Annotated in this window: 19 protein-coding genes; 9 read left to right on the forward strand and 10 right to left on the reverse strand. The window is 71.1% G+C overall.

What is annotated here, in order from left to right; all coding sequences use genetic code 11:
* Positions 1-6: 6 nt before the first annotated feature.
* From BUR28_RS06480 to BUR28_RS06495, 4 genes are read right to left on the reverse strand one after another with little or no spacing between them, the layout of a single operon-like run.
* Positions 7-573: a sarcosine oxidase subunit gamma gene (locus BUR28_RS06480; protein WP_074219381.1), complete on the reverse strand. Its 567-nt coding sequence runs from the start codon at positions 571-573 to the stop codon at positions 7-9.
* Positions 566-3,514, reverse strand: coding sequence for a sarcosine oxidase subunit alpha family protein (locus tag BUR28_RS06485; protein ID WP_074219382.1), 2,949 nt, complete (start codon positions 3,512-3,514; stop codon positions 566-568). The genes BUR28_RS06480 and BUR28_RS06485 overlap by 8 nt, the downstream gene beginning before the upstream one ends.
* Positions 3,511-3,798, reverse strand: a complete 288-nt coding sequence (locus tag BUR28_RS06490) for a sarcosine oxidase subunit delta (RefSeq protein ID WP_074219383.1) — start codon at positions 3,796-3,798, stop codon at positions 3,511-3,513. The genes BUR28_RS06485 and BUR28_RS06490 overlap by 4 nt, the downstream gene beginning before the upstream one ends.
* A 10-nt stretch (positions 3,799-3,808) precedes the next feature.
* Positions 3,809-5,059 carry a sarcosine oxidase subunit beta family protein gene (locus tag BUR28_RS06495; protein WP_074219384.1) on the reverse strand — a complete coding sequence of 417 codons (1,251 nt, stop codon included), beginning with the start codon at positions 5,057-5,059 and terminating at the stop codon, positions 3,809-3,811.
* 96 nt (positions 5,060-5,155) lie between these two features.
* On the opposite strand from BUR28_RS06495, the gene BUR28_RS06500 reads away from it, so the two are divergent.
* The 5 genes from BUR28_RS06500 to glnT all read left to right on the forward strand — a co-directional run bounded on the left by BUR28_RS06500 (position 5,156) and on the right by glnT (position 10,658).
* Positions 5,156-6,103, forward strand: a complete 948-nt coding sequence (locus BUR28_RS06500) for a GlxA family transcriptional regulator (RefSeq protein ID WP_074219385.1) — start codon at positions 5,156-5,158, stop codon at positions 6,101-6,103.
* 223 nt (positions 6,104-6,326) lie between these two features.
* Positions 6,327-7,214: a class II glutamine amidotransferase gene (locus BUR28_RS06505; RefSeq protein WP_074219386.1), complete on the forward strand. Its 888-nt coding sequence runs from the start codon at positions 6,327-6,329 to the stop codon at positions 7,212-7,214.
* A gap of 12 nt (positions 7,215-7,226) precedes the next feature.
* Entirely contained in the window at positions 7,227-7,931 is a 705-nt protein-coding gene (locus BUR28_RS06510) for a GltB/FmdC/FwdC-like GXGXG domain-containing protein (RefSeq protein ID WP_371441611.1), read from the forward strand.
* Positions 7,932-7,941: 10 nt separating this feature from the next.
* Positions 7,942-9,279 carry an FMN-binding glutamate synthase family protein gene (locus BUR28_RS06515; protein WP_074219387.1) on the forward strand — a complete coding sequence of 446 codons (1,338 nt, stop codon included), beginning with the start codon at positions 7,942-7,944 and terminating at the stop codon, positions 9,277-9,279.
* Positions 9,280-9,353: 74 nt separating this feature from the next.
* On the forward strand, positions 9,354-10,658 hold the full coding sequence (gene glnT, locus BUR28_RS06520; RefSeq protein WP_074219388.1) for a type III glutamate--ammonia ligase: 1,305 nt from the start codon (positions 9,354-9,356) through the stop codon (positions 10,656-10,658).
* A gap of 36 nt (positions 10,659-10,694) precedes the next feature.
* Here the strand turns inward: glnT and BUR28_RS06525 are convergent, their stop codons facing one another.
* Positions 10,695-10,940, reverse strand: coding sequence for a hypothetical protein (locus BUR28_RS06525; RefSeq protein ID WP_074219389.1), 246 nt, complete (start codon positions 10,938-10,940; stop codon positions 10,695-10,697).
* 299 nt (positions 10,941-11,239) lie between these two features.
* On the opposite strand from BUR28_RS06525, the gene BUR28_RS06530 reads away from it, so the two are divergent.
* The gene (locus tag BUR28_RS06530) at positions 11,240-12,625 is read left to right on the forward strand and encodes a peptidoglycan-binding protein (RefSeq protein ID WP_074219390.1); all 1,386 of its coding nucleotides are present in this window, start codon (positions 11,240-11,242) and stop codon (positions 12,623-12,625) included.
* Between the two features lie 19 nt (positions 12,626-12,644).
* Here the strand turns inward: BUR28_RS06530 and BUR28_RS06535 are convergent, their stop codons facing one another.
* Positions 12,645-13,226, reverse strand: coding sequence for a beta-class carbonic anhydrase (locus BUR28_RS06535; protein ID WP_074219391.1), 582 nt, complete (start codon positions 13,224-13,226; stop codon positions 12,645-12,647).
* 174 nt (positions 13,227-13,400) lie between these two features.
* Here BUR28_RS06535 and BUR28_RS06540 point away from each other — a divergent pair, with 174 nt between their 5' ends.
* Entirely contained in the window at positions 13,401-15,752 is a 2,352-nt protein-coding gene (locus tag BUR28_RS06540; RefSeq protein WP_074219392.1) for a glycosyltransferase, read from the forward strand.
* A 28-nt stretch (positions 15,753-15,780) separates the two neighbouring features.
* Here the strand turns inward: BUR28_RS06540 and BUR28_RS06545 are convergent, their stop codons facing one another.
* Genes BUR28_RS06545 through BUR28_RS06560 form a run of 4 tightly spaced genes read right to left on the reverse strand, consistent with a single transcriptional unit; the run spans position 15,781 to position 18,720 of the window.
* Complete coding sequence (locus BUR28_RS06545) at positions 15,781-16,032, reverse strand: PepSY domain-containing protein (RefSeq protein WP_074219393.1); 252 nt, start codon at positions 16,030-16,032, stop codon at positions 15,781-15,783.
* 12 nt (positions 16,033-16,044) lie between these two features.
* Entirely contained in the window at positions 16,045-16,488 is a 444-nt protein-coding gene (locus tag BUR28_RS06550) for a cupredoxin domain-containing protein (protein ID WP_074219394.1), read from the reverse strand.
* A 37-nt stretch (positions 16,489-16,525) separates the two neighbouring features.
* Entirely contained in the window at positions 16,526-17,488 is a 963-nt protein-coding gene (locus tag BUR28_RS06555) for a YVTN family beta-propeller repeat protein (RefSeq protein ID WP_254813697.1), read from the reverse strand.
* A gap of 8 nt (positions 17,489-17,496) precedes the next feature.
* Positions 17,497-18,720 carry an ABC transporter substrate-binding protein gene (locus BUR28_RS06560; protein WP_083626483.1) on the reverse strand — a complete coding sequence of 408 codons (1,224 nt, stop codon included), beginning with the start codon at positions 18,718-18,720 and terminating at the stop codon, positions 17,497-17,499.
* Positions 18,721-18,898: 178 nt separating this feature from the next.
* On the opposite strand from BUR28_RS06560, the gene BUR28_RS06565 reads away from it, so the two are divergent.
* Positions 18,899-20,278 carry an ATP-binding protein gene (locus tag BUR28_RS06565; protein ID WP_074219396.1) on the forward strand — a complete coding sequence of 460 codons (1,380 nt, stop codon included), beginning with the start codon at positions 18,899-18,901 and terminating at the stop codon, positions 20,276-20,278.
* Positions 20,275-20,898: a response regulator gene (locus tag BUR28_RS06570; protein ID WP_074219397.1), complete on the forward strand. Its 624-nt coding sequence runs from the start codon at positions 20,275-20,277 to the stop codon at positions 20,896-20,898. The genes BUR28_RS06565 and BUR28_RS06570 overlap by 4 nt, the downstream gene beginning before the upstream one ends.
* Positions 20,899-20,915: the final 17 nt, after the last annotated feature.

Consider the following 20,915-nt stretch of genomic DNA (forward strand, 5'->3'; position numbering starts at 1 on the left):
GCGGCGTCATTTCGCTGCGTTGCGACGCGCCGCCGTCTCCAGAGCCTGCCACAGCGTGCCCGCGGCCGAACGCATGCCGAGCAGCGTCAGCCGGTCCCCGGACGGGCGCAGGACGAAGACGCCCATGCGGTGGAGGCCGGTGCGCACGGCGCATCCGGGCGCAAGCCGCGCCGGGTCGAGATTCGCCAGCTTCTCGATCAGCCGCAGGAGCGGCTCCGCCCCCCCGGCCGAGGCGATCTCGACCGCAGCCCAGCCGTCGGTCTGCTCGGTGACGGAGGCGCCGGGCGCCGCGCGCCGCACCGCGGCGGCGAAATCCTCCTCCGCCCGCCTCTCGCCCGCGATCATCCATTGCTCCGGCCCCGTCCAGAACGCCCACAGGTCGTCGCGCAGGACCAGACCGCCGGGTCCGGGCAGGTCGAGACCGAGGGGCGCGGGCCGCACGCCGCCGGCGCCGGCGCGCACGGCCAGCGCGGCAAGGCCGAGGTCGGGCCGCTCGGCAAGCGTCAGCGGGCCGAAATCCTCGCGGCGCGGCGCGGCGCCGCCAAGCGCGGTGATCGGGGTCAGGTCAGTCACGCAGGCGCGCTCCTTCGGGGTCGATGAAATGCGGCGAGACGATCGTCAGACGGGCCGTCTCGCCCTCCAGCGGGTTCGCGGCGACCACCGTCTCGCCCAGCCGTTCGGCGCCGTTCTCGACGAACCCGAGGCCGATCCCGTGCCCCAGGTGCGGGGAATGACAGGCCGACGTGATCCAGCCCTGGTCGGTATCGGTCGCGTGCGCGGTCCCCTCGGCGAAGAGATGCGCGCCGGCCACGACCCGCGCGCCCTCCTCCGCGGGGACCAGCCCGACCAGCCGCCGGCTGTCGTTCGCCGGCCCCTCGCGGCGGGACATGACCGCGCCGATGGCATCCTTTTTCCGCGAGACCATCCGGCCGAGCCCCAGCATCTGCGCCGTGGTCTGGCCGTTCAACTCGTTGCCCGCCGCATGCCCCTTCTCGATCCGCAGGACGCCCAGCGCCTCGGTGCCATAGGGCGTCACGCCGAGATCCGCGCCCGCCGCCATCAGCCGCGCCATCAGCGCATGGCCATAGCGCGCCGGCACCGCCAGTTCATAGGCAAGCTCGCCCGAGAACGAGATGCGGAAGAGACGGGCCCGCAGCCCGCCGCACAGGGTCAACGCCGCGCAGGCCATGAAGGGAAACGCCGCGTTCGACAGGTCGAAACCGTCCACGATCCGGCCCAGGAGGTCGCGCGCCCTCGGTCCCGCCACGGCGATCTGCGCCCAGGCGTCGGTGGTCGAGATCAGCTGCACGTCGAGATCGGGCCACAGGCATTGCCGGGCGAATTCCATCCGCTGGTAGACCAGCCCGGCATTGGCCGTGGTCGTCGTCGCCACGAAATGGTCCTCGGCGAGCCGCGCGCAGGTGCCGTCGTCATAGGCGATGCCGTCCTCGCGCAGCATAAGCCCATAGCGCACCCGGCCGACCTTCAGCGTCGACATGGTGTTGCAATAGACCCGGTCGAGGAACGCCGCCGCATCCGCCCCCTGCACGTCGATCTTGCCCAGCGTGGTGACATCGCAGATGCCCACCGCCGCGCGCACCGCCCGCGCCTCGCGGTCCACGGTCTCCTGCCAGTGGCCTTCGCCCGCCCGCGGGAAATACTGCGCCCGCATCCATGGCCCGACCTCGGTGAAGACCGCGCCCTGCGCCTCGGCCCAGCGATGCGTGGGCGTCAGGCGGCGCGGGCGGAACGCGGGCCCCGTGTCGCCGCCCCCCAGCACCGAGAGCGAGACCGGCGTGTAGGGCGGGCGGAAGATCGTCGTGCCGGTCTCGGGGATCGGCTTGCCCGTAAGCGCCGACATGAGGGCAAGCGCGGTGACGTTCGCGGTCTTGCCCTGGTCGGTGGCCATGCCGAGCGTCGTCCAGCGTTTCAGATGCTCGACCGGCGCCATGTTCTCGCGATGGGCCATCGCGATGTCCTTGACCGTCACGTCGTTCTGGAAATCGACCCAGGCGCGGCCCTTGCCCGGCACGTGCCAGATCGGGGCGGGGGGCGCGGGCGTGTCGTCGGCGTGCGGCAGGTCCGGCAGATGCGCCGCGACGCCAAGTTCGGCCAATGCCGCCTGCGCCGCCCGCGCGCCGCCGTGCAGCGCGGCCTGCGTGGTCCCCTCACCGGCCGCGGCCCCGGCCACGTGCAGTCCCCGCGGACCGTCCGGGCCGGGCAGGAACGCCTGGTGCGCCTCGGACCAGACCGGGCGGCCCCGGTGGTGGGACGCGAGGTGCAGGTTGGGGTTCCAGCCGCCCGACACGCCGAGCGCGGCGCATTCCAGCAGTTCCGGCCGCCCGTCCGCGTGCGTCAGTTCGATGGCGCAAAGCCCGCCCCGCCCGAAGGCGTTGGTGACGCGGGCCCCGGCGCGCACCTGATAGGCGCCCAGCCGCGGCGCGTCGGCCCGCGGGTCGATCACCGCCAGCACCGGCACGCCCTTCGCGATCAGGTCCAGCGCGGTGCGGTGCCCGTCGTCATTGTTGGTGAAGATCGCGACCCGCCCGCCCGAAGGCGGCAGCGGCGTCGCCGCCCAGCGGTTGGCATAGGCGCGCATCGCGCCGGCCAGCATTACGCCGGGCCGGTCGTTGTTCGCGAACGGGATATGCCGCTCGGTCGCCCCCGCGGCCAGGACCGCGCGTTTCGCCGTGATCCGCCACAGCGTCTGGCGCACCCCGGCACCGGGCGTCGGCAGGTGGTCGGCCACCCGCTCCACCGCGCCGTAGATGCCGTGGTCGAACACGCCGAAGACGGTCGTCCGCCGCAATACCCGCAGGTTCGGCAGGCTGGCGAGTTCCGCCTCGACACCGGCGATCCAGCCGGTCGCGGACGCATCGTCCAGCCGGTGCGTCTCCGCCAGCAGCCGCCCGCCCAGCCGGACATCCTCGTCCGCCAGGATCACCCGCGCGCCCGCCCGCGCCGCGGTCAGGGCCGCCGCCAGCCCGGCCGCCCCGCCGCCGATCACCAGAAGGTCGCAATGCAGAAAGCCCTTGTCGTAAGCATCCGGGTCGGGCTGCATCGACAGCCGCCCCAGCCCCGCCGCGCGGCGGATCGCGGGTTCGTAGACCTTTTCCCACCACGTCTTCGGCCACATGAAGGTCTTGTAGTAGAAGCCCGCGCCCAGCACCGGGGCCAGCAGGTCGTTCACGGCAAGCGCGTCCAGCGCCAGCGACGGCCAGCGGTTCTGGCTCCGTGCCTCCATCCCGTCATGGAGTTCCGCGACCGTCGCCCGCGTGTTGGGCGCGCGCCGCGCGCCCGTGCGCAACTCGACCAGCGCGTTCGGCTCTTCCGATCCGGCCGTGAAAACCCCGCGCGGACGGTGATACTTGAAGCTGCGCCCAATCAGCCGCACGCCGTTGGCCAGAAGCGCCGAGGCCAGCGTATCGCCCGGATGCCCCCGGTAGCGGCGCCCGTCGAAGGTGAAGCTCAGCGTCCTGTCGCGGTCGATCAGACCGCCGTCGATCCGGCTCATGCGCCCGCCCTCCGCGCCCGGGCCACGTCGCGCGCCAGGTCCACCGACAGGATCTCGTGGGTGACGGTGTCGCGGGTGACGACCAGCCACGACCGGTCGCCCTGCTCGTGGAACCACAGTTCCCGATGCACGCCGGCCGGGTTGTCGCGCAGGAAGACGTAGTCGCAGAACGCGGCTTCGGCGCCGTCGGCCATGCCGTCGGGGCGGTCGATAAGGGCCGCGTCGCCGAGACAGGTGAACTCCTGCGCATCGCGCGGGCCAAGGAGGGGGTGCGGAATCAGCATCTTGCGGCCCTCAATGCAGGTTCGGCTGGGCGCCGACGCCCTTTTCGTCGATCACATGGCCGCGGGCGAAGCGGTCCAGTCGGAAGGCCGTCGCGGTCGGGTGCGGCGCGTCGGTGGCCAGCAGATGCGCGAAGGCGCGGCCCGAGGCGGGCGTCGCCTTGAACCCGCCATAGCACCAGCCCGCGTTGAGATAGAGCCCCTCGATCCCGGTCCGGTCGATGATCGGCGAGCCGTCCATCGACATGTCCATGACGCCGCCCCAGGCGCGCAGCAGCCGCGTCCGCCCGATCATCGGCATCAACGCCATGCCGCCCTCGGCCACGTCCTCGATCACCGGCAGGTTCCCGCGCTGGGCGTAGGAGTTGTAGCCGTCGATATCGCCGCCGAAGACCAGCCCGCCCTTGTCGGACTGGCTGACGTAGAAATGCCCCGCCCCGAAGGTGATCACGCCGGGAAGGACCGGCTTCAGCCCCTCGGTGACGAAGGCCTGCAGCACGTGGCTCTCGATCGGCAGGCGCATCCCGGCCAGCGCCATCACCCGGCTCGACGACCCGGCGACCGCGACGCCGACCTTGCCCGCGCCGATCGGCCCTCGGCTCGTCTCGACCCCGGTCACCCGGCTGCCCTCGATGCGAAAGCCGGTGACCGCGCAGTTCTGGATGATGTCGACGCCCCGCCGGTCGGCCGCGCGGGCATAGCCCCAGGCGACGCCGTCATGGCGGGCGGTTCCGGCGCGTCGCTGCAAAAGCCCGCCCTTGATCGGAAAGCGCGCGTTGTCGAAGTTCAGGAACGGGCACATCGCGCGCACCTGGTCCGCGCCCAGAAGCTCCGCGTCGGCCCCGGCCAGCAGCATCGCGTTGCCGCGGCGCCGGAACGCGTCGCGTTGCCCGTCGCTGTGGCAGAGGTTCAGGATGCCCCGCTGGCTGACCATGGCGTTGAAGTTCAGCTCCTGCTCCAGCCCTTCCCACAGCTTCATCGAGAATTCGTAGAAGGGCTGGTTGCCCGGCAGCAGGTAGTTCGAGCGGATGATCGTGGTGTTGCGCCCGATATTGCCCGAGCCGAGCCAGCCCTTTTCCAGCACGGCGATCCGCGTCTGCCCGTAGACCGAGGCCAGGTAATAGGCGGTCGCCAGGCCGTGCCCGCCACCGCCCACGATCACGATGTCATAGGCGGGCCGCGGGTCGGGCGTGCGCCAGAGCGGGCGCCACCCCTTCTGGCCGGTCAGGCCCTCTTTCAGTAGGCGCAGGCCCGAAAAGCCCATGGCGTCCTCTCCGCTGTCCTCATCCCTTCCTAACGATCCCGGCCCTTGTATTCTTTCGCCTGAGCGCCATAAATTTTCTCAAAACGGACACTAGCCATGTATCGCATCGGATTCGTCCTGCTGGACGGTTTCGCCCTGATGTCGACGTCCGCCGCGATGGAGCCGCTGCGCGCCGCGAACCTGTTTTCGGAGACGCCGCTCTACGACATCGGCGTATTGTCGATCGCGGGCGGGGCGGCGGCCTCCTCCCTCGGCGCGCGGTTCGACGCGCGACCGGTCGCGCAGGCCGGCACCGCGTTCGACCTCGTCTTCGTGGTCGCGGGCGGGGACGGGGACGGCCCGCTGCGGGTGCGCGACGCCCGGCTTTTCGGCTGGCTCCGGCGGCTGGCCCACGCCGGCGTGGCGCTCGGCGGCATTTCGGGCGGCGGCGCGGTGCTGGCCCGAGCCGGGCTCATGGAGGCGCGGCGCTTCACCGTCCATTGGCACCATCTCGATGCGGTCCGCCGCCTGTCGCCCGACCTGCTGGTCGAGCGGCGGCTCTACGTCATCGACCGCGACCGCTATACCTGCGCGGGCGGCAGCGCGCCGCTCGACATGATGCACGCGATCCTCGCGGCACGGCACGGCGCGGCCTTCGCCCGGCGGGTCAGCGACTGGTTCATCCAGACCCAGATCCGCGCCCCGGACGCGCCGCAGCAGGCCGGGATCGCGGCGCGCTACGGGGTGACGAGCCGGCCCGTGGAGGCGGCGCTGGACCTGATGGAATCCCATGTCGGGGACCCGCTCGACATGGCGCAGCTCGCGGCGCTGGCCGGCCTGTCGGCGCGGCAGTTGCAGCGCCAGTTCCACACCGCCCTCGGCGCCCCGGTGATGGAGGTCTATCGCCGGATACGGCTGGACACGGCCCGGCGGCTGGTGACCGGATCGCGCCTGCGGATGGCCGAGATCGCCGAGATGACCGGGTTCGCCAGCCAGGCCGCGTTCGCCGAGCGCTATCGCAGGCAGTTCGGCGAACCGCCCACCGCGACCCGGCGACAGGCCTAGGGCGCGCGGCCGCGCCGAACGGCCGGGGGAATCGGCGCGCAGCCCCGATGCCCGCCGCTGCCTGCGAAATGACGGGCCCGCGACCGGTCTGCCCGGTTTTCCGGCACGCGCTGCATCGCCGGTGCGCTCCGGCGAGGGGCCGCTGAGAATTTTCTTGCTGCGAAACGTAATTTCTTTCTAGTTAATTCATGACGCCGGTTTCCGGCCGAAGATGGAGAGAGAGATGTGTGGCATTGTAGGGCTGTTCCTCAAGCAGGACGCGCTTCGCCCCCGGCTGGGGGACATGCTGACCGACATGCTCGTCACCATGACCGACCGCGGCCCCGACAGCGCCGGGATCGCGATCTATGGCGATGAGGTGGACGGGGTGAAGATCACCGTGCAGTCGGACGACCCCGACACGGCATTCGCCGGGCTCGACGCGGCGCTGACCGGGGCGCTTGGCGTCCCGGTCTCGGTCCGGGTGGTCGACACCCACGCGGTGCTGACCGTCCCGGCCGACCGCGAAGCGGCCGCGATCGCCGCGCTCGAGGCGAAGGGCCTGCGGATCATGGGCGCGGGCGCGTCGATGGAGATCTACAAGGAGGTGGGGCTGCCCCGGGACGTGGCCGCGCGCTTCGGCCTGCGCGGGATGGCCGGCAGCCACGGCATCGGCCACACCCGCATGGCCACCGAATCCGCCGTGACGACGCTGGGCGCGCACCCGTTCTCGACGGCCGGCGACCAGTGCCTGGTGCATAACGGGTCGCTGTCCAACCACAACCAGATGCGCCGCAAGCTCGCGCGCAAGGGCATGCACACCCGCACTGGGAACGACACCGAGGTGGGCGCGGCCTATATCAGCGCCCGCATCGCCGAGGGCGCGAGCCTCGGCGAGGCGCTGGAAGGCACGCTGCAGGACCTCGACGGCTTCTTCACCTTCGTCACCGGCACCAAGACCGGCTTCGGCGTGGTGCGCGACCCGATCGCGTGCAAGCCCGCGGTGATGGCCGAAACGGACGACTACGTGGCGTTCGCCAGCGAATACCGCGCCTTCGCCGACCTGCCGGGGATCGAGACCGCGCGCGTCTGGGAACCCGAACCCGCCACCGTCTATTTCTGGGAGCGCTGAAAGATGAACGCGATGGAAATGACCGCCACGGGCGAAACCGTGCTCGACATGGCCGTCACCCCGCTGCGCGAGGTCAACGCAAGCTTGCAGGCGACGTCGGGCCAGACCAACCAGCGCGATTTCGTGGTCGAACGGCCGCGCGGCAGCCACGCGATCGCCGTGGGGCTGGATGCGCCGATCACCGTCACCGTCAAGGGGTCCACCGGCTATTACTGCGCCGGCATGAACAAGCAGGCGACGATCCGCGTCGAGGGCTCGGCCGGCCCCGGCGTGGCCGAGAACATGATGTCGGGCGAGGTCGTGATCGAGGGCGATGCCAGCCAGTATGCCGGGGCGACCGGCCATGGCGGGTTGCTGGTCATCAAGGGCAACGCGTCCTCGCGCTGCGGCATCTCGATGAAGGGCATCGACATCGTGGTGCACGGCAATATCGGCCACATGAGCGCCTTCATGGCGCAGAAGGGCAACCTGGTGGTCCTGGGCGACGCGGGCGAGGCGCTGGGCGACTCGCTCTACGAGGCGCGGCTCTTCGTGCGCGGCAAGGTCAAGTCGCTGGGCGCGGACTGCGTCGAGAAGGAGATGCGTCCGGAGCATCTTGAGCTGCTGGCCGACCTGCTGGCCCGCGCCGGCGCGGATGCCAAACCGGAAGAGTTCCGCCGCTACGGCTCGGCGCGCCAGCTCTACAACTTCCACATCGACAATGCCGGTCAGTACTGAGGACACGCCCATGGACCAGAAGACCCCCCCCCTGCCCCAGACGACGCCCCGGCAAAGCTGGACGTTCTCGAACGACATCAACTCCGAGATCCGCCGCGCCGCCGCGACGGGCATCTACGATATCCGCGGCGGCGGCGCCAAGCGGCGCGTGCCGCATTTCGACGACCTCTTGTTCCTCGGTGCCTCGATCTCGCGCTACCCGCTGGAGGGCTACCGCGAGAAATGCGACACCTCGGTGACGCTCGGCACCCGCTTCGCCAAAAAGCCGATCGAGCTGAAGATCCCCGTGACCATCGCGGGCATGTCCTTCGGCTCGCTCTCGGCCAACGCCAAGGAGGCGCTGGGCCGCGGCGCCACGATGGCCGGCACCTCGACCACCACCGGCGACGGCGGCATGACCGAGGAGGAGCGCGGCCATTCCGAAAAGCTGGTCTACCAGTACCTGCCGTCCCGCTACGGCATGAACCCAGACGACCTGCGCCGCGCCGACGCCATCGAGGTGGTCGTCGGCCAGGGCGCGAAGCCGGGCGGGGGCGGCATGCTGCTCGGCCAGAAGATCACCGAACGCGTGGCCGACATGCGCGACCTGCCCGAAGGGATCGACCAGCGCTCGGCCTGCCGCCACCCGGACTGGACCGGGCCGGACGACCTGGAGATCAAGATCCTGGAACTGCGCGAGATCACCGGCTGGGAAAAGCCGATCTACGTCAAGATCGGCAGCGCCCGGCCCTATTACGACGTGGCGCTCGCGGTGAAGGCCGGGGCGGATGTCGTGGTGCTGGATGGAATGCAGGGCGGCACCGCCGCCACGCAGGACGTGTTCATCGAGCATATCGGCATCCCGACGCTCGCCGCCATCCGTCCCGCGGTGCAGGCGCTGCAGGATCTCGACATGCACCGCGAGGTGCAGCTTGTCGTCTCGGGCGGCATCCGCACCGGCGCCGACATGGCCAAGGCGCTGGCGCTGGGGGCGGACGCCGTCTCCATCGGCACCGCGGCGATGGTGGCGCTGGGCGACAACGACCCGAAATGGGAAGACGAGTACCGGAAACTCGGCACCACCGCCGGCGCCTATGACGACTGGCACGAGGGCCGCGACCCGGCCGGCATCACCACCCAGGACGAGGAGTTGCAGAAGCGGCTCGACCCGATCGAGGGCGGGCGGCGGCTGCGCAACTATCTCAGCGTGCTGACGCTGGAATGCCAGACCATCGCGCGCGCCTGCGGCCACAACCACGTCCACAATCTCGAACCCGAGGACCTCTGCGCGCTGACGATGGAGGCCGCCGCCATGGCGCAGGTGCCGCTGGCGGGCACCGACTGGTTCCCCGGCAAGCCGGGGTTCTGACCGCGTCGGGGCGGGCCGGTCGCGCCCGCCCCGACCCCATCCAACAGGGAACGACAAAAAAGGATCATTCGCAGATGACCGATCTCGCCGCCTTCGCCCGCGAAAAGGGCATCAAGTATTTCATGATTTCCTTCACCGACCTGTTCGGCGGCCAGCGCGCCAAGCTGGTGCCCGCGCAGGCCATCGCCGACATGGCGGCCGACGGCGCGGGCTTTGCGGGCTTCGCGACCTGGCTGGACATGACGCCCGCCCATCCCGACATGCTGGCGATTCCCGATGCCGAGGCGGTGATCCAGATGCCCTGGAAGCCCGAGGTCGCCTGGCTGCCCGCCAATCTGGTGATGGAGGACCAGCCCGTCGCGCAGGGGCCGCGCAACGTGCTGCGCAAGCAGATCGACGCGGCGGCCCAGGCGGGCCTCCGCGTCAAGACCGGGATCGAGGCGGAGTTCTTCCTGCTCACCCCCGAGGGCGACCGCATTTCGGATCCGTTCGATACCGCGGCCAAGCCGTGCTACGATCAGCAGGCGGTGATGCGGCGCTACGACGTGGTGGCCGAGATCTGCGACTACATGCTCGACCTCGGCTGGAACCCCTACCAGACCGACCACGAGGACGCGAACGGCCAGTTCGAGATGAACTGGGGCTTCGCCGACGCGCTTGTGACCGCCGACCGGCACAGCTTCTTCAAGTTCATGGTCAAGTCGGTGGCCGAAAAGCACGGCCTGCGCGCGACCTTCATGCCCAAGCCCGTCGAGGGGCTCACCGGCAACGGCTGCCACGTGCATATCTCGGTCTGGGACAGCGACGGCAAGACCAACGCCTTTTCCGACAGCTCCAGGGAGCTGGGCCTGTCCGACCAGGGCCGCACCTTCCTGGGCGGGATCATGAAACACGCCGAGGCGCTGGCCGCGATCACCAACCCGACCGTCAACAGCTACAAGCGGATCAACGCGCCGCGCACGGTTTCGGGCGCGACCTGGGCGCCGAACACCGTGACCTGGACCGGCAACAACCGCACCCACATGGTCCGCGTGCCCGGCCCCGGCCGGTTCGAGCTGCGCCTGCCCGACGGGGCGGCGAACCCGTATCTGCTTCAGGCGGTCATCATCGCCGCGGGGCTGTCGGGGATGCACCACAAGGCCGACCCGGGCCCGCGCTACGACATCGACATGTATGCCGAGGGGCATACGGTGAAAGACGCGCCGCGGCTGCCGCTCAACCTGCTGGACGCGATCCGGGCCTTCGACGCGGACGGCGAACTGAAATCCATGCTGGGCGACAGTTTCGCGGCCTCCTACATCAAGCTGAAGGGACAGGAATGGAATTCCTTCGTGTCCCATTTCTCGAACTGGGAGCGCGAGCACACGCTCGACATCTGACGCGCGCCGTCGGCCAGCGCCCGGCGCGCGCCGCGCTCAGCGGTCGTCCCGCGCCCACGCCTTGTCGCGCATGACCGAGCGCACGACCCGCCCAAACGCGCGGTCGCGGGCATGCGCCTCGGCCAAGCGCAAGGCGCGCATCGCCGGCGTGTCGATCAGCCAGCCGCCGCCGGTCATCGGCCGCAGATGCCGCCCGGTGGTCGTGGAAGGCTCGTCCAGGTCGAGCCGGCGCAGGAAACCGGGGGCCCAGCCGGGATCGGCGAGCGTGAAGGTATCGGTCAAGGGAAGGTCCTCGTGACAGGCACTTAAGAAAGGGCGCCGGGGCCCCGGTCACGTTCAGGGGGGCGAGGCGGTGGCGCGGGGACCCGCTCGGACGGCCTCGCCCCGAAGGAAAACAATCTCCGACATGTGCTTTTCCTCCAGCGCGCGCGAATGCACGGCCCCCGGCCGGGCACCGCCCCGTCGCCGGCGCGCCCCGCCGCGCATGTTTGAGGTGGAAGGGGCGCACCGTCGGAGATACCTTTCGGGCGACCGGCGGTGACCGACGGTCGGACACGCGACAGGAGCCGGAACCGGGAACGATGTCCAGACTTGCCCACGTCCTTTGCGCAGCCCTGCTGATCGGCCCCCTGTCCGTGCCCGCCGCGGGCCAGGCCCCGGCCGACGTCGAGGCGCTGCACGGCGATCTCTTCTCGACCGACACCGCCACCCGCGACGCCGCCCTGGAGCAGCTGCGCGCGCTGGCCGGCGCGGGCGACGCGGAGGCCGCCGGCATCCTGTCGCGCCAGTTCGACGAGGACGGCGACCGGCAGGCCGCCATCGACATTCTCGGCCCGGCCGCCGCCGCGGGGGACATCCCCACCATCCGGCGCCTGACCTGGCTGTTGCGCGACTCCGGCGCCGACGCGGCGGACATCCTCGACACGCTGCGCCTGGGATGGGAGGCCGGCGACGTGGTGTCCGGCATGCAGTATGCCCGCACCCTGATGCGCGCCGAGGACCCGGACAAGCGGCGCACCGCGCGCCAGGTCTACGAGGCCGCCGCGGCGCTGCCCGGCTTCACCGCCTGGTCCGACCTCGCGCGGATGCGCAAGACCGGCAGCGGCGGGCCCGCCGACCCCGAGGGCGCCTTCGAGGCGACGCGCAACGCGGCCGAGGCGGGCGATGCGTGGTCCTCGCTCCACCTGGGACGGATGCAGATGAACGGCGCGGGCACGGCGCCGGACCCGGCCGCGGCGCTCGAAAGCTTCCAGGCGGCGATGGCCGGCGAGGGCGAGGTCGTCGCCACCGCGCGGCGCGAACTGGCCGCCGGGCACCTCTACCGGAAATTCGGCCCGCTCTCCGACCCCGCGGCCGGTCTCGACCTCGCCGCCGACGGCGTGGCCGCGGGCGATGCGGGGATGGTGCGGCTGGTCGTCACCATGCGCGCGGAGAAAGGCGCGCTGGGGCAACGGGCCGAGGCGCTGCGGACCGAGGCCCTGGCCCGCGCCGAAAAGGCCGCGGCCGCCGGTGACGAACGGGCGGCGCGCAGCCTGTTCGACTACTGGCACAGGCGGGCCACACGCTCGGCACAGGCCTCGCCCGAAGCCGCCGCGATCGTCGCGGCCCACGGCGCGCTTCTCGACCGGCCGCGCCTGGTCCGGCACGAGCTTGTCGCCACGGCGCCGCGCCTGCAGGGGCGGGCGGCACGCGGCACGGCCGTGGCGCAGCTTGAGACGCTGGAGGGCAAGGCCTACGCCGCCGCGCTGGTGGACCTGCGGCCGCACCGGATGCTCTATATCCAGGCCGTGCAGTCGCGGCTGGCCGAGGCCGGGTTCTATACCGGCGCGATCGACGGGCTGATGGGGCCGCGCACGCAGCGCGCCATCGACGCGTTCTGCACGCGCTACGGTGTCGAAGCGGCCTGCCGCAAGGGGCTCTACTCCTGGCAGTTCGGCGAAGCCGTGGGAACCCACCTGGCCCCCTGACCCGCCCGCGCCCCGCCGGTCAGCCGGCGGGCCGCCCCGCCTCGGTCGCGCGCGTCACCTCGTTCAGGCGGCCGGTCCGCACGTCGTACACATAGCCGTAGATCGGGATCGCGGGGTTCACCAGAGGGTGCGCGCGAATGCGCGTCACGTCCTCGACCACGGCCGCCTCCTGGTCGCGGATCGTGTGCCACTTGACATAGCGCCCCTCGGGCGAGCCGCCGGGCTCCGAGGCGTTGCGGAACCCGCTCTCGGTCAGTTCCGCCGTCTCCAAAGAGCCGGCCAGCAGATCGCCCATGGTGGCGTCGTCGAAGAACAGCATGCCGCAATCGGTGTGGTGGATCACGAACCATTCGCGCGTGCCCAGAAGCTTGTGGCTGATCACCAGCGACCGGATCGCGTCGTCGGTGGCCCGGCCGCCCGCATTGCGCACCACATGGGCGTCGCCCTCGGAGAGACCCGCGTATTTCGCCGGGTCGAGGCGGGCATCCATGCAGGTGAGAATGAGAAAGCCCTGCGCCGGGGGCAACGCCAGGTCCCCCTTGTCGAACGCCTCGGCATAGGCCGCGTTGGCCCGTTCGACCGCCGTTTTCGTGCTGGACATGCGCTCCTCCCTGTTCGCGACGCCCGCAGCCTAGCACGGGCGCGGAACCTGCCAAGGCCTTGCGCAGCCGCGGGCGCCGCGCGCGGGCCCGCGAAAACGCTTGCCTTGGCACGCCGCGCGCGTGCAGCATCGGTCCAAGACATCGGGAACTCGTGGGCAGGGGGGGGACACGCGATGAAGCCGGCGGCGCGGTCCGACACGTCCCTTCGCTGGGTGATCGTGTTTCTCGCACTCGCCGTCTTGCTCGCCGGGCTGCAGGTCTGGAACGCGCTGTCGATCAAGGGCCTCGTCGAAACCGCGATCACGGCCACCGACCCCTCGGCGCCCGTCGCCGACCTGGAGCGCGAGAAGACCCGCCAGGAACTGATCGGCCAGCAGATCGACAACGACTCCCGCGGCGCGCTGTCGATCGGCCTGACCGCCGGCCTCAGCGCGGCAATCGCGGCGCTGGCGGCGATCCTCGGGGCCGTGCTGTCGCTGCGGGGCTATCTCGACGCGCGCGAGAAGGAGCGGCGGGACCGGCAGGACGCGCTCGAAAAGGAACTGGCCATCCGCGAGAAGGACCGGCTGGCCCGGCTGGGAACCGATCTCAACGAAACGGTGGCGCGGCTGGTCTCGACCGAATGGCGCCAGCGCGTCGTCGGCTCGGCCGGGCTCCTGCCGTTCTTCGCCCAGGACCGCGCCGATTTCCACCTGCAGGCGTTTTCCTCGCTCATCGCCGCGTCGCGCATCGACGACGACAACCCGGCCGTGCGCCAGGGCGTGCGGCTGGCCATCGAGCGCGCGGTGCGCAGCGTCTCGTCCGAGGTGTTGCGCGACGTCAGCTGGCAGGGCGTGTTCCTCCGCGGCGTGGACCTGGACCGCGCCGACCTGTCGGGCGTCGATCTGCGCGACGCGGTGCTCGAGAACGCGTCCTTCGCCGGGGCCGAGATGGCCGGCGCGGACCTCACAAATGCCAAGCTGCAGGGCGCGCGCTTCGACGGCGCCGCGCTGGAACGCGCGACCCTGACCTATGCCGATCTCGCGGGGGCGAGCATGGCGGGCGCGCGGCTCGGCGGCGCCGACCTGACCAACGTCAAGGTGCTGAACCTCGATCTCGACAAGGCGGTGCTGCGCGACATCGGCCCGGGCTGGCGCAGCGTGCCGTGGGACGCCACGCGCAACTGGCGCAATGCGGAGTTCGACCCCGAGGTGGCGCGCGAACTCGACGGCAAGTACGGCTCAAGCCTGCCGCGCATGCGCGTGGCGATGCTGATGTGGGAAATCCCGCCCCTGGTGGCCGGCGGCACCTGGACGGCCTGCTACCACCTGGTGCGCAACCTGCGCCAGCGCGGCGCCGATGTCACCGTCATCGTCCCCTGGACGCGCGCGGCACTCGCCGACGACCCCCTGCCCTTCGGGGTCGACGTGCCCATCGTGCCGATGGAGATCGCGCTGGCCCCGGAGGACGCGGACCGGCGCGGCTGGTCGGCCTATGGCGGTGGCTGGTCCCCCTACGGCGGCGGCGGCTGGTCCCCCTATGGCGGGGGCGCGCCGTTCTGGTCGCCCTACGCGCAGGCCGGCCCGCGCGGCCTCGGCGGCGGCCCCTATGGCGGCTCTTACGGGCCCTACGGCGCGGCCTCGCTGTCGGGGTCGATGCTGTTCCGCCTGATGGGCGCCTTCGCCGAGCGGGTGCGCGACCACCTCGCCGACGCGCCGATCGACCTGATCCACGCCCATGACTGGGTGACCTTCGACGCCGCCCGCGCCGCCGCGGCGCGCGCCGGCGTGCCCTGGGTCGCGCATTTCCACTCGACCGAGACGGACCGCCAGCCGGACATGCCCGACCCCCTGACCCGGCGGATCGAGCAGGGCGCGGTGGACAGCGCCACGCGCGTCGTGGCGGTCAGCGACCACGGCAAGGCGCGCATCGCCGCGCAGTACGACCCCGTCGGGCAGCGCCGCATCGACGTCATCCCGAACTGCCTGTCCGAAACGACGGCCGCCCCCGCCGACATGGGCCGGTTCGAAAGCCGCCGGGTGGTGTTCCTGGGCCGGCTCTCGGCCCAGAAGGGCGTGGACCGGTTCGGGGCCGTGGCCAAGCACCTGCGCGACGCCGACCTGCCGGCGGAGTTCGTGGTCCATGGCGACGGGCCCGAACGCGCGGCGCTGCGCCCCTACCCCGTGCGGCTGGCCGGCCCGCTGTCGTGGAAGGAACGCGGCCGGGCGTTCCGGGGCGCGAGCGCGGTGATCGTCCCATCGCGCGAGGAACCCTTCGGCATGGTGATCCTCGAGGCGATGCTGCACCGGGTCCCGGTGATCTATCCCGAAACCTCGGGCGCGGCCGAGGTGCTCAAGGCCGGGGTGGCGCTCGACACCGCCGATATCGCGGCGATGGCCGCGGCGGTCACCGACCTCCTGGGCGATCTCGGGCGCTGGGAACGCTCCGTCACCGAGGCCGCGACCGAGATCGAATCCTATGCCCGGCGCCGCTACGAGGACTGGCTGATCGCGGTCTGGAGCGACGCGCTGGCCGGCGCGGCCTGATCGCGCCCGGCCGGGCCGGCCGTCCGCCTTACTCCTTGCGGCGGCTGGTGACCTCGAGGTTCTCGTCCAGGTCGATATCGTACTGCCCGTCCGCGCAGAACACGTCGTCAAGCTCGTAACCGCCGCCCTCGGCCTCGATATCGCCCGGGTCCATCTCGCACTGCATCTCGGCGAGCATGGCCATGATTCGGTCGACGGTCTCCTGCGAAACCTCACCCTCCTGCGCGGCGGCAAGGCCGGGGGCAAGGGCGAGGGCGGCAATGGCGACGAGGCGTTTCATCGGGATGTCTCCTTAACGGATTGCGAACTGGACGCGCTGGCTGTCCCCGGTGGAGCCGGGGATTTTCAGCTCGACGGAGCCGGGCTTGATCGCGACGAAGGAAATCCGCGCCGCGCCGGCGGCGTCGAATTCCAGGCTGTCCACGGCCATCGGGCGGATCTCGATGTCGTTGATGACGATCTCGTTGATCCAGATGTTGCGGAAAAACCCGGGACCCGACAGCGCCAGCTCGGCCGAGCCGTCGGCGGTGATCTCCAGCTCGTAATAGGCGCCCGACTGCAGCTCGACGGGCTGGTCGCCCGAATGCAGCGGCTGGCCCGAGGCCAGCGTCAATTCGATCGGCGCGCCGCGGTTGCAACTGGCCAGAAGCCCAGCGAAACCCAGTTCGTCGCAGAGCGGCGCGGCGGCGGCGGGGCCCGCCATCAGCGCCGCGGCAAGCGCCAGTGAACATCTCATTCCGTTTCCTCCCTCGGTATCCGTTTTTCCTGCCGTCTCACTCCGGCGCCACGACCACGCCCCAGGGCTGCTGGCCGACCTGGACCGAGCGGATCACCTCCTCGGCCGCGACGTCGATGATCGACACGTCGTTCGAGTTGCCGTTGGTGGTGATCAGGTAGTCCTGGTCGGGCGTGAAGCCCAGTTGCCAGACGCGCTGGCCCACCAGCAGATACTTGATCACCTCGTCGGTTTCGCCGTCGATCACCGCAACCCGGTTCGACGGACCGAGCGCGACGAAGACCCGCGAGGCGTCCTCGGTGATCTTGATCCCGACCGGCTGCAGCCATTCCTCCAGCACGCCGGGCACCTCGAAACTGATCTTCTTGGCGATCGCCGGCGCGTCGCCGGTCAGGTCGACCACGCTGACGGTGCCGCCGATCTCGGCGCTGACGTAGAGCTTGGTGCCGTCCCGGGTGAAGGCGGCATAGCGCGGGCGCTGGTCGACCAGCACGTTATGGACGATCTCGTAGCTTTCGGTGTCGATGAAATGCGCCATGTTCGTGGTTTCGGAGGTGTTGATGACCACCGAGGCGTCGGGGCTGATCGCCATCCCCTCGGGCTCCACCCCCACCGGCACCTCGGCCAGCACCTGGCGCGTCTCGGTGTCGACCACCGTCACCAGGTTGTCGTCCTCGTTCGCGATGTAGAGCGGGTTGCCCGAGGGATGCAGGACGAAAAGCTCCGGGTCGGGACCGGAGGGCAGCGTGTGCGTCTCCTCGAAGGTGGTCGGGTCGAACACGCGCACGAGGTCGTCGTCGGAGGCGCAGACGTAAAGCTCGCTGCCGTCGGGTGCGATGGTGATGCCGCGGGGCCGGTTGCCGGCGGGGAACTCGGCGATCACCTCCCAGGTCTCGCTGTCCAGCACGGTGACGGTGTTGCCGCGCTCGTTCGAGACGAAGACGTTGTTGGCGAAGGCGGGGCCGGCCAGCAGGGCGGCCAGGGCGGCGGTGCGGAGCATGGGCATCCTCATTGAAAGGCGGTGCAGTCGGACTCGGGCGCGTCGAGCCCCAGCGTGTCGAGCGGCGAGCGCTGGTGCAGGAAACCGTCCTGGGGAGAGACGCTGACGGTCATCCGCCCGTTCGACAGCAGGATCGGCTGGCGCAACTGGCCGTTCCAGGGGCGGAACGTGACGGGCTGGCCCTTGAAGGCGGCCAGTTCGAATTCCTCGCCCAGCACATAGTCGCGGATCACGCCCGGCTCGGCCGAGCCGGTGCGCGTCACCGCCTCGCCGATCACGCGCACCGCGAGCCAGGCCTGGTAGTCCTCTTCGCGCATCGTCCGGCCGGCATGCTTCTCGAACCGGGTCTGCATCTGCGTCGCGCCCCAGGATTCATGCGTCGGCGCCCAGGACACCGGCACCAGACCCGCCGAGCCCGCGACCGGCGCCGGCTCCCACAGGTTGTAGGGCAGGTATTCGGCGAAATAGTCGGTGCCGTCGGCGGCCAGCACGACGTGATGGTCGGGCGTGTCCTGCATGAAGACCGGCAGTTGCCGCTGGATCAGCACATGGCCCGAATCCGACACGCGCGAGCCGCCGGTATCCTCGAATTCCCGCTCGCCCACGATCCGGGCGCCGAACTTGTCCGCCGCGGCCCGGTAGGCGTCGGCCAGCGCCGCGTCGGCCGGGTTCGAGCCGTGGACAAGGAACAGGTCGGTCCATTTCTTCCAGACCAGGAACTGCACCAGCGCATCGGCGCGCATCGCATCGCTGGGCGCGACATGCAGCAGGTTCGCCCGGCACGCCGCGCTGCGCGGATCGCGGGCGCCCGACCGCGCGTTGAGGATCAGGGCGTCGTCCGGGGCGGCATCGGCCAGCGCCAGCAGTTCCGCCTCGCGCGACAGGATCACGAAAAGGCGCACACCCTCGCCGACGAGGCGGTCGAATGCCGCCCGCACGTCTTCGGGCGTCGCCGCCACCGTCACCGTGTCGTAGGTCTGGCCCAGGAACCCGCCGGTGGTGGCATTGTCGGAGGTCGCGACGGCCGCCCCCGCAAAGCCCAGGTCCTCGACCGGCAGGTCCATGCGGGAAAGGGGAAGGAGCGCGGGGTAGTCGACACGAAGAATGGCGGTGCGCACCTCCTGCGCCGTGGCGGGGAGAGTCGCCAGGGACGCCAGCGCCAGGGAGATCGCGCCGATCGTCCGCGCACGCAGGTTGCAGAGGCAAGACCAGACCCCCGATGCGATTGCCATTCCCGTTCCCCCCAAGGCTCCTTCCTTTCTTTCGGCTAGCATGGCGACGCGCCGCCGTTCCTCCCAAATCTCGCCGGGAACGGGCGGCAATGCGATTGCCGAATCTTCCCGCCCCGACCTTTGGCTGATCGACGGACGGGCCGCGCCGCGCTAGGCTGCGCATCGAGGGAGGACATTCATGCTCGACCGGCTTCACCTTCGCTGGCAGGTGGTGCTGTGCGTGGCGCTTTTGCAGGCGGTCGCGCTGGCCCTTGCCGCCGCCGTGCTGGTGCATAACGCCCGTGCGGCCGTGACCCTGGAAATGGCCGCCGCCGAGCAAAGCGCCCGCGCCCAGGTCATCGCCGCGGTCGGCGCGGCGATGCGCAGCGGGCCGCCCGACGCGGTGCTGCCGACGCTCTCCGAACAGCTCGTCTCGCCGCGCCATGTCCGCCTCGCGCTGTTCGACTCGCGCACCGGGCGGCTGCCCAGCCTCGGCCTCGCCGGCGAGGAGCCGCACGAGACGGCGCCGGCCTGGTTCCGCACGCTCGTCATGCCGACGGTCCGCGAGACGCGCCTGTCCATCGTCGAGAACGGCGTCGATCACGGTTTCGTCTCGATCACGACCGCGCCGGGGGACGAGATCGCCGAGGTCTGGCAGGACGCCTCGGCGCTGATCTGGACGATGGGCGCGGGCTTCGCCGCGACCCTGGCCGTTCTGATCGCGCTGATCGGGCGCGCGCTGCGCCCGCTCGACACGCTGAACGCGGGGCTGCGCGCCTTGCGGGGCGGCGAGCTGTCGACGCGCATATCGGGCATCCGCGGGCCGGATTTCGGCCCGCTCGTGGCCGGGTTCAACACGCTTTCGGAGAGCCTCCAGAAAAGCGAGGCGGAGCGCGCGGCGATGGCGCGCAAGATCGTCGCCCTCGGCGATGCCGAGCGCCGCGCCATCGCCATGGAACTGCATGACGAGTTCGGGCCCTGCCTCTTCGGCCTCAAGGTCAAGGCCGGCGCGATCACCCGCGCCGCCGTCGCCGCCGGCGACGCGCAGCTGCGACGCGACGCCGAAACCGTCACCTCGATCGTCGACCAGATCCAGGCGGCCAACACCCGCCTGCTGACGACCCTGCGCCCGATGACCATCGGCCAGCTCTCGCTGGTCGAGGCCCTGGAGGACATGCTGGAGGGGTTCCGCAGCACCCATCCCGGGCTCCGGTGGCGGATTTCGCTGCCGGCGCGCGTGGCCGATACCGAGGAGATCTTCGACCTGACGGTCTATCGCTGCGTGCAGGAAGGCGTCACGAACGCCCTGCGCCATGGCGACCCGCAGGCGGTGCGGGTCTGCCTGACGGTCTCGGGCACGGACCGGCGCGAGCTGGACCTGGTCATCGAGGATGACGGCCGGGGCATCGCGCCCACCGCCGTCGAGGGGCGCGGGCTGACCGCGATGCGCGACCGCGTCGGCGCCGTCGGCGGGCGGCTGGAGCTGGCCTCCCGCCCGCGCGGCGGCACGCGGCTTGCCGTGACCCTGCCGATGTCGTCTCCTGCCGAGGCCCCCGGGATTCTGGATACCGCGTCATGAACCGCGCCCTCATCATCGACGATCACCCCGTCACCCATATCGGCTGCGGCCAGTTGCTGCGCGATCTCGGCTATGACACGATCCACGAGGCGATGACCGACCGCGAGGCCTACCGGCTGGCCGAGGCGCACCGGCCGGGGCTGATCGTGCTCGATCTCGGCCTGCCCGGCGCGGGCGGTCTGCACATGATCGGCCCGCTGCTGGCGCGGGCGCCGGCGGCCCGGGTGCTGGTCTTCACGATGAACGAGCAGACGGTGTTCGCCGCCAAGGCGCTGGAGGAAGGCGCGCGCGGCTACCTGTCGAAGAACTCGGCCCCGGAGGAGTTCGTCGCCGCCGTCGAGACGCTGGAACGCGGCGAGATCTTTCTCAGCCACGCGGTGGCCGTCGCCGTCGCCGCGATGCGCGTGGGCGGCACGGCCGACCCGCTCGCCGCGCTCAGCGAGCGCGAGCACCAGGTGCTGCGCCTTCTCGGGCGCGGCGACGACCTGCAGTCGATCGCCGACGCGCTCTGCATCAGCTACAAGACGGCGGCGAACACCAGCTCCGCGCTCAAGCGCAAGCTCGGGGTCCGGAACACCAGCGAACTGATCCGGGTGTCGATCGAGGCGGGCATGCGCTGAGCCGCCGCCCGCGGGCA

The sequence above is a fragment of the Rhodovulum sp. ES.010 genome, assembly GCF_900142935.1.
Taxonomy (GTDB): domain Bacteria; phylum Pseudomonadota; class Alphaproteobacteria; order Rhodobacterales; family Rhodobacteraceae; genus Rhodovulum.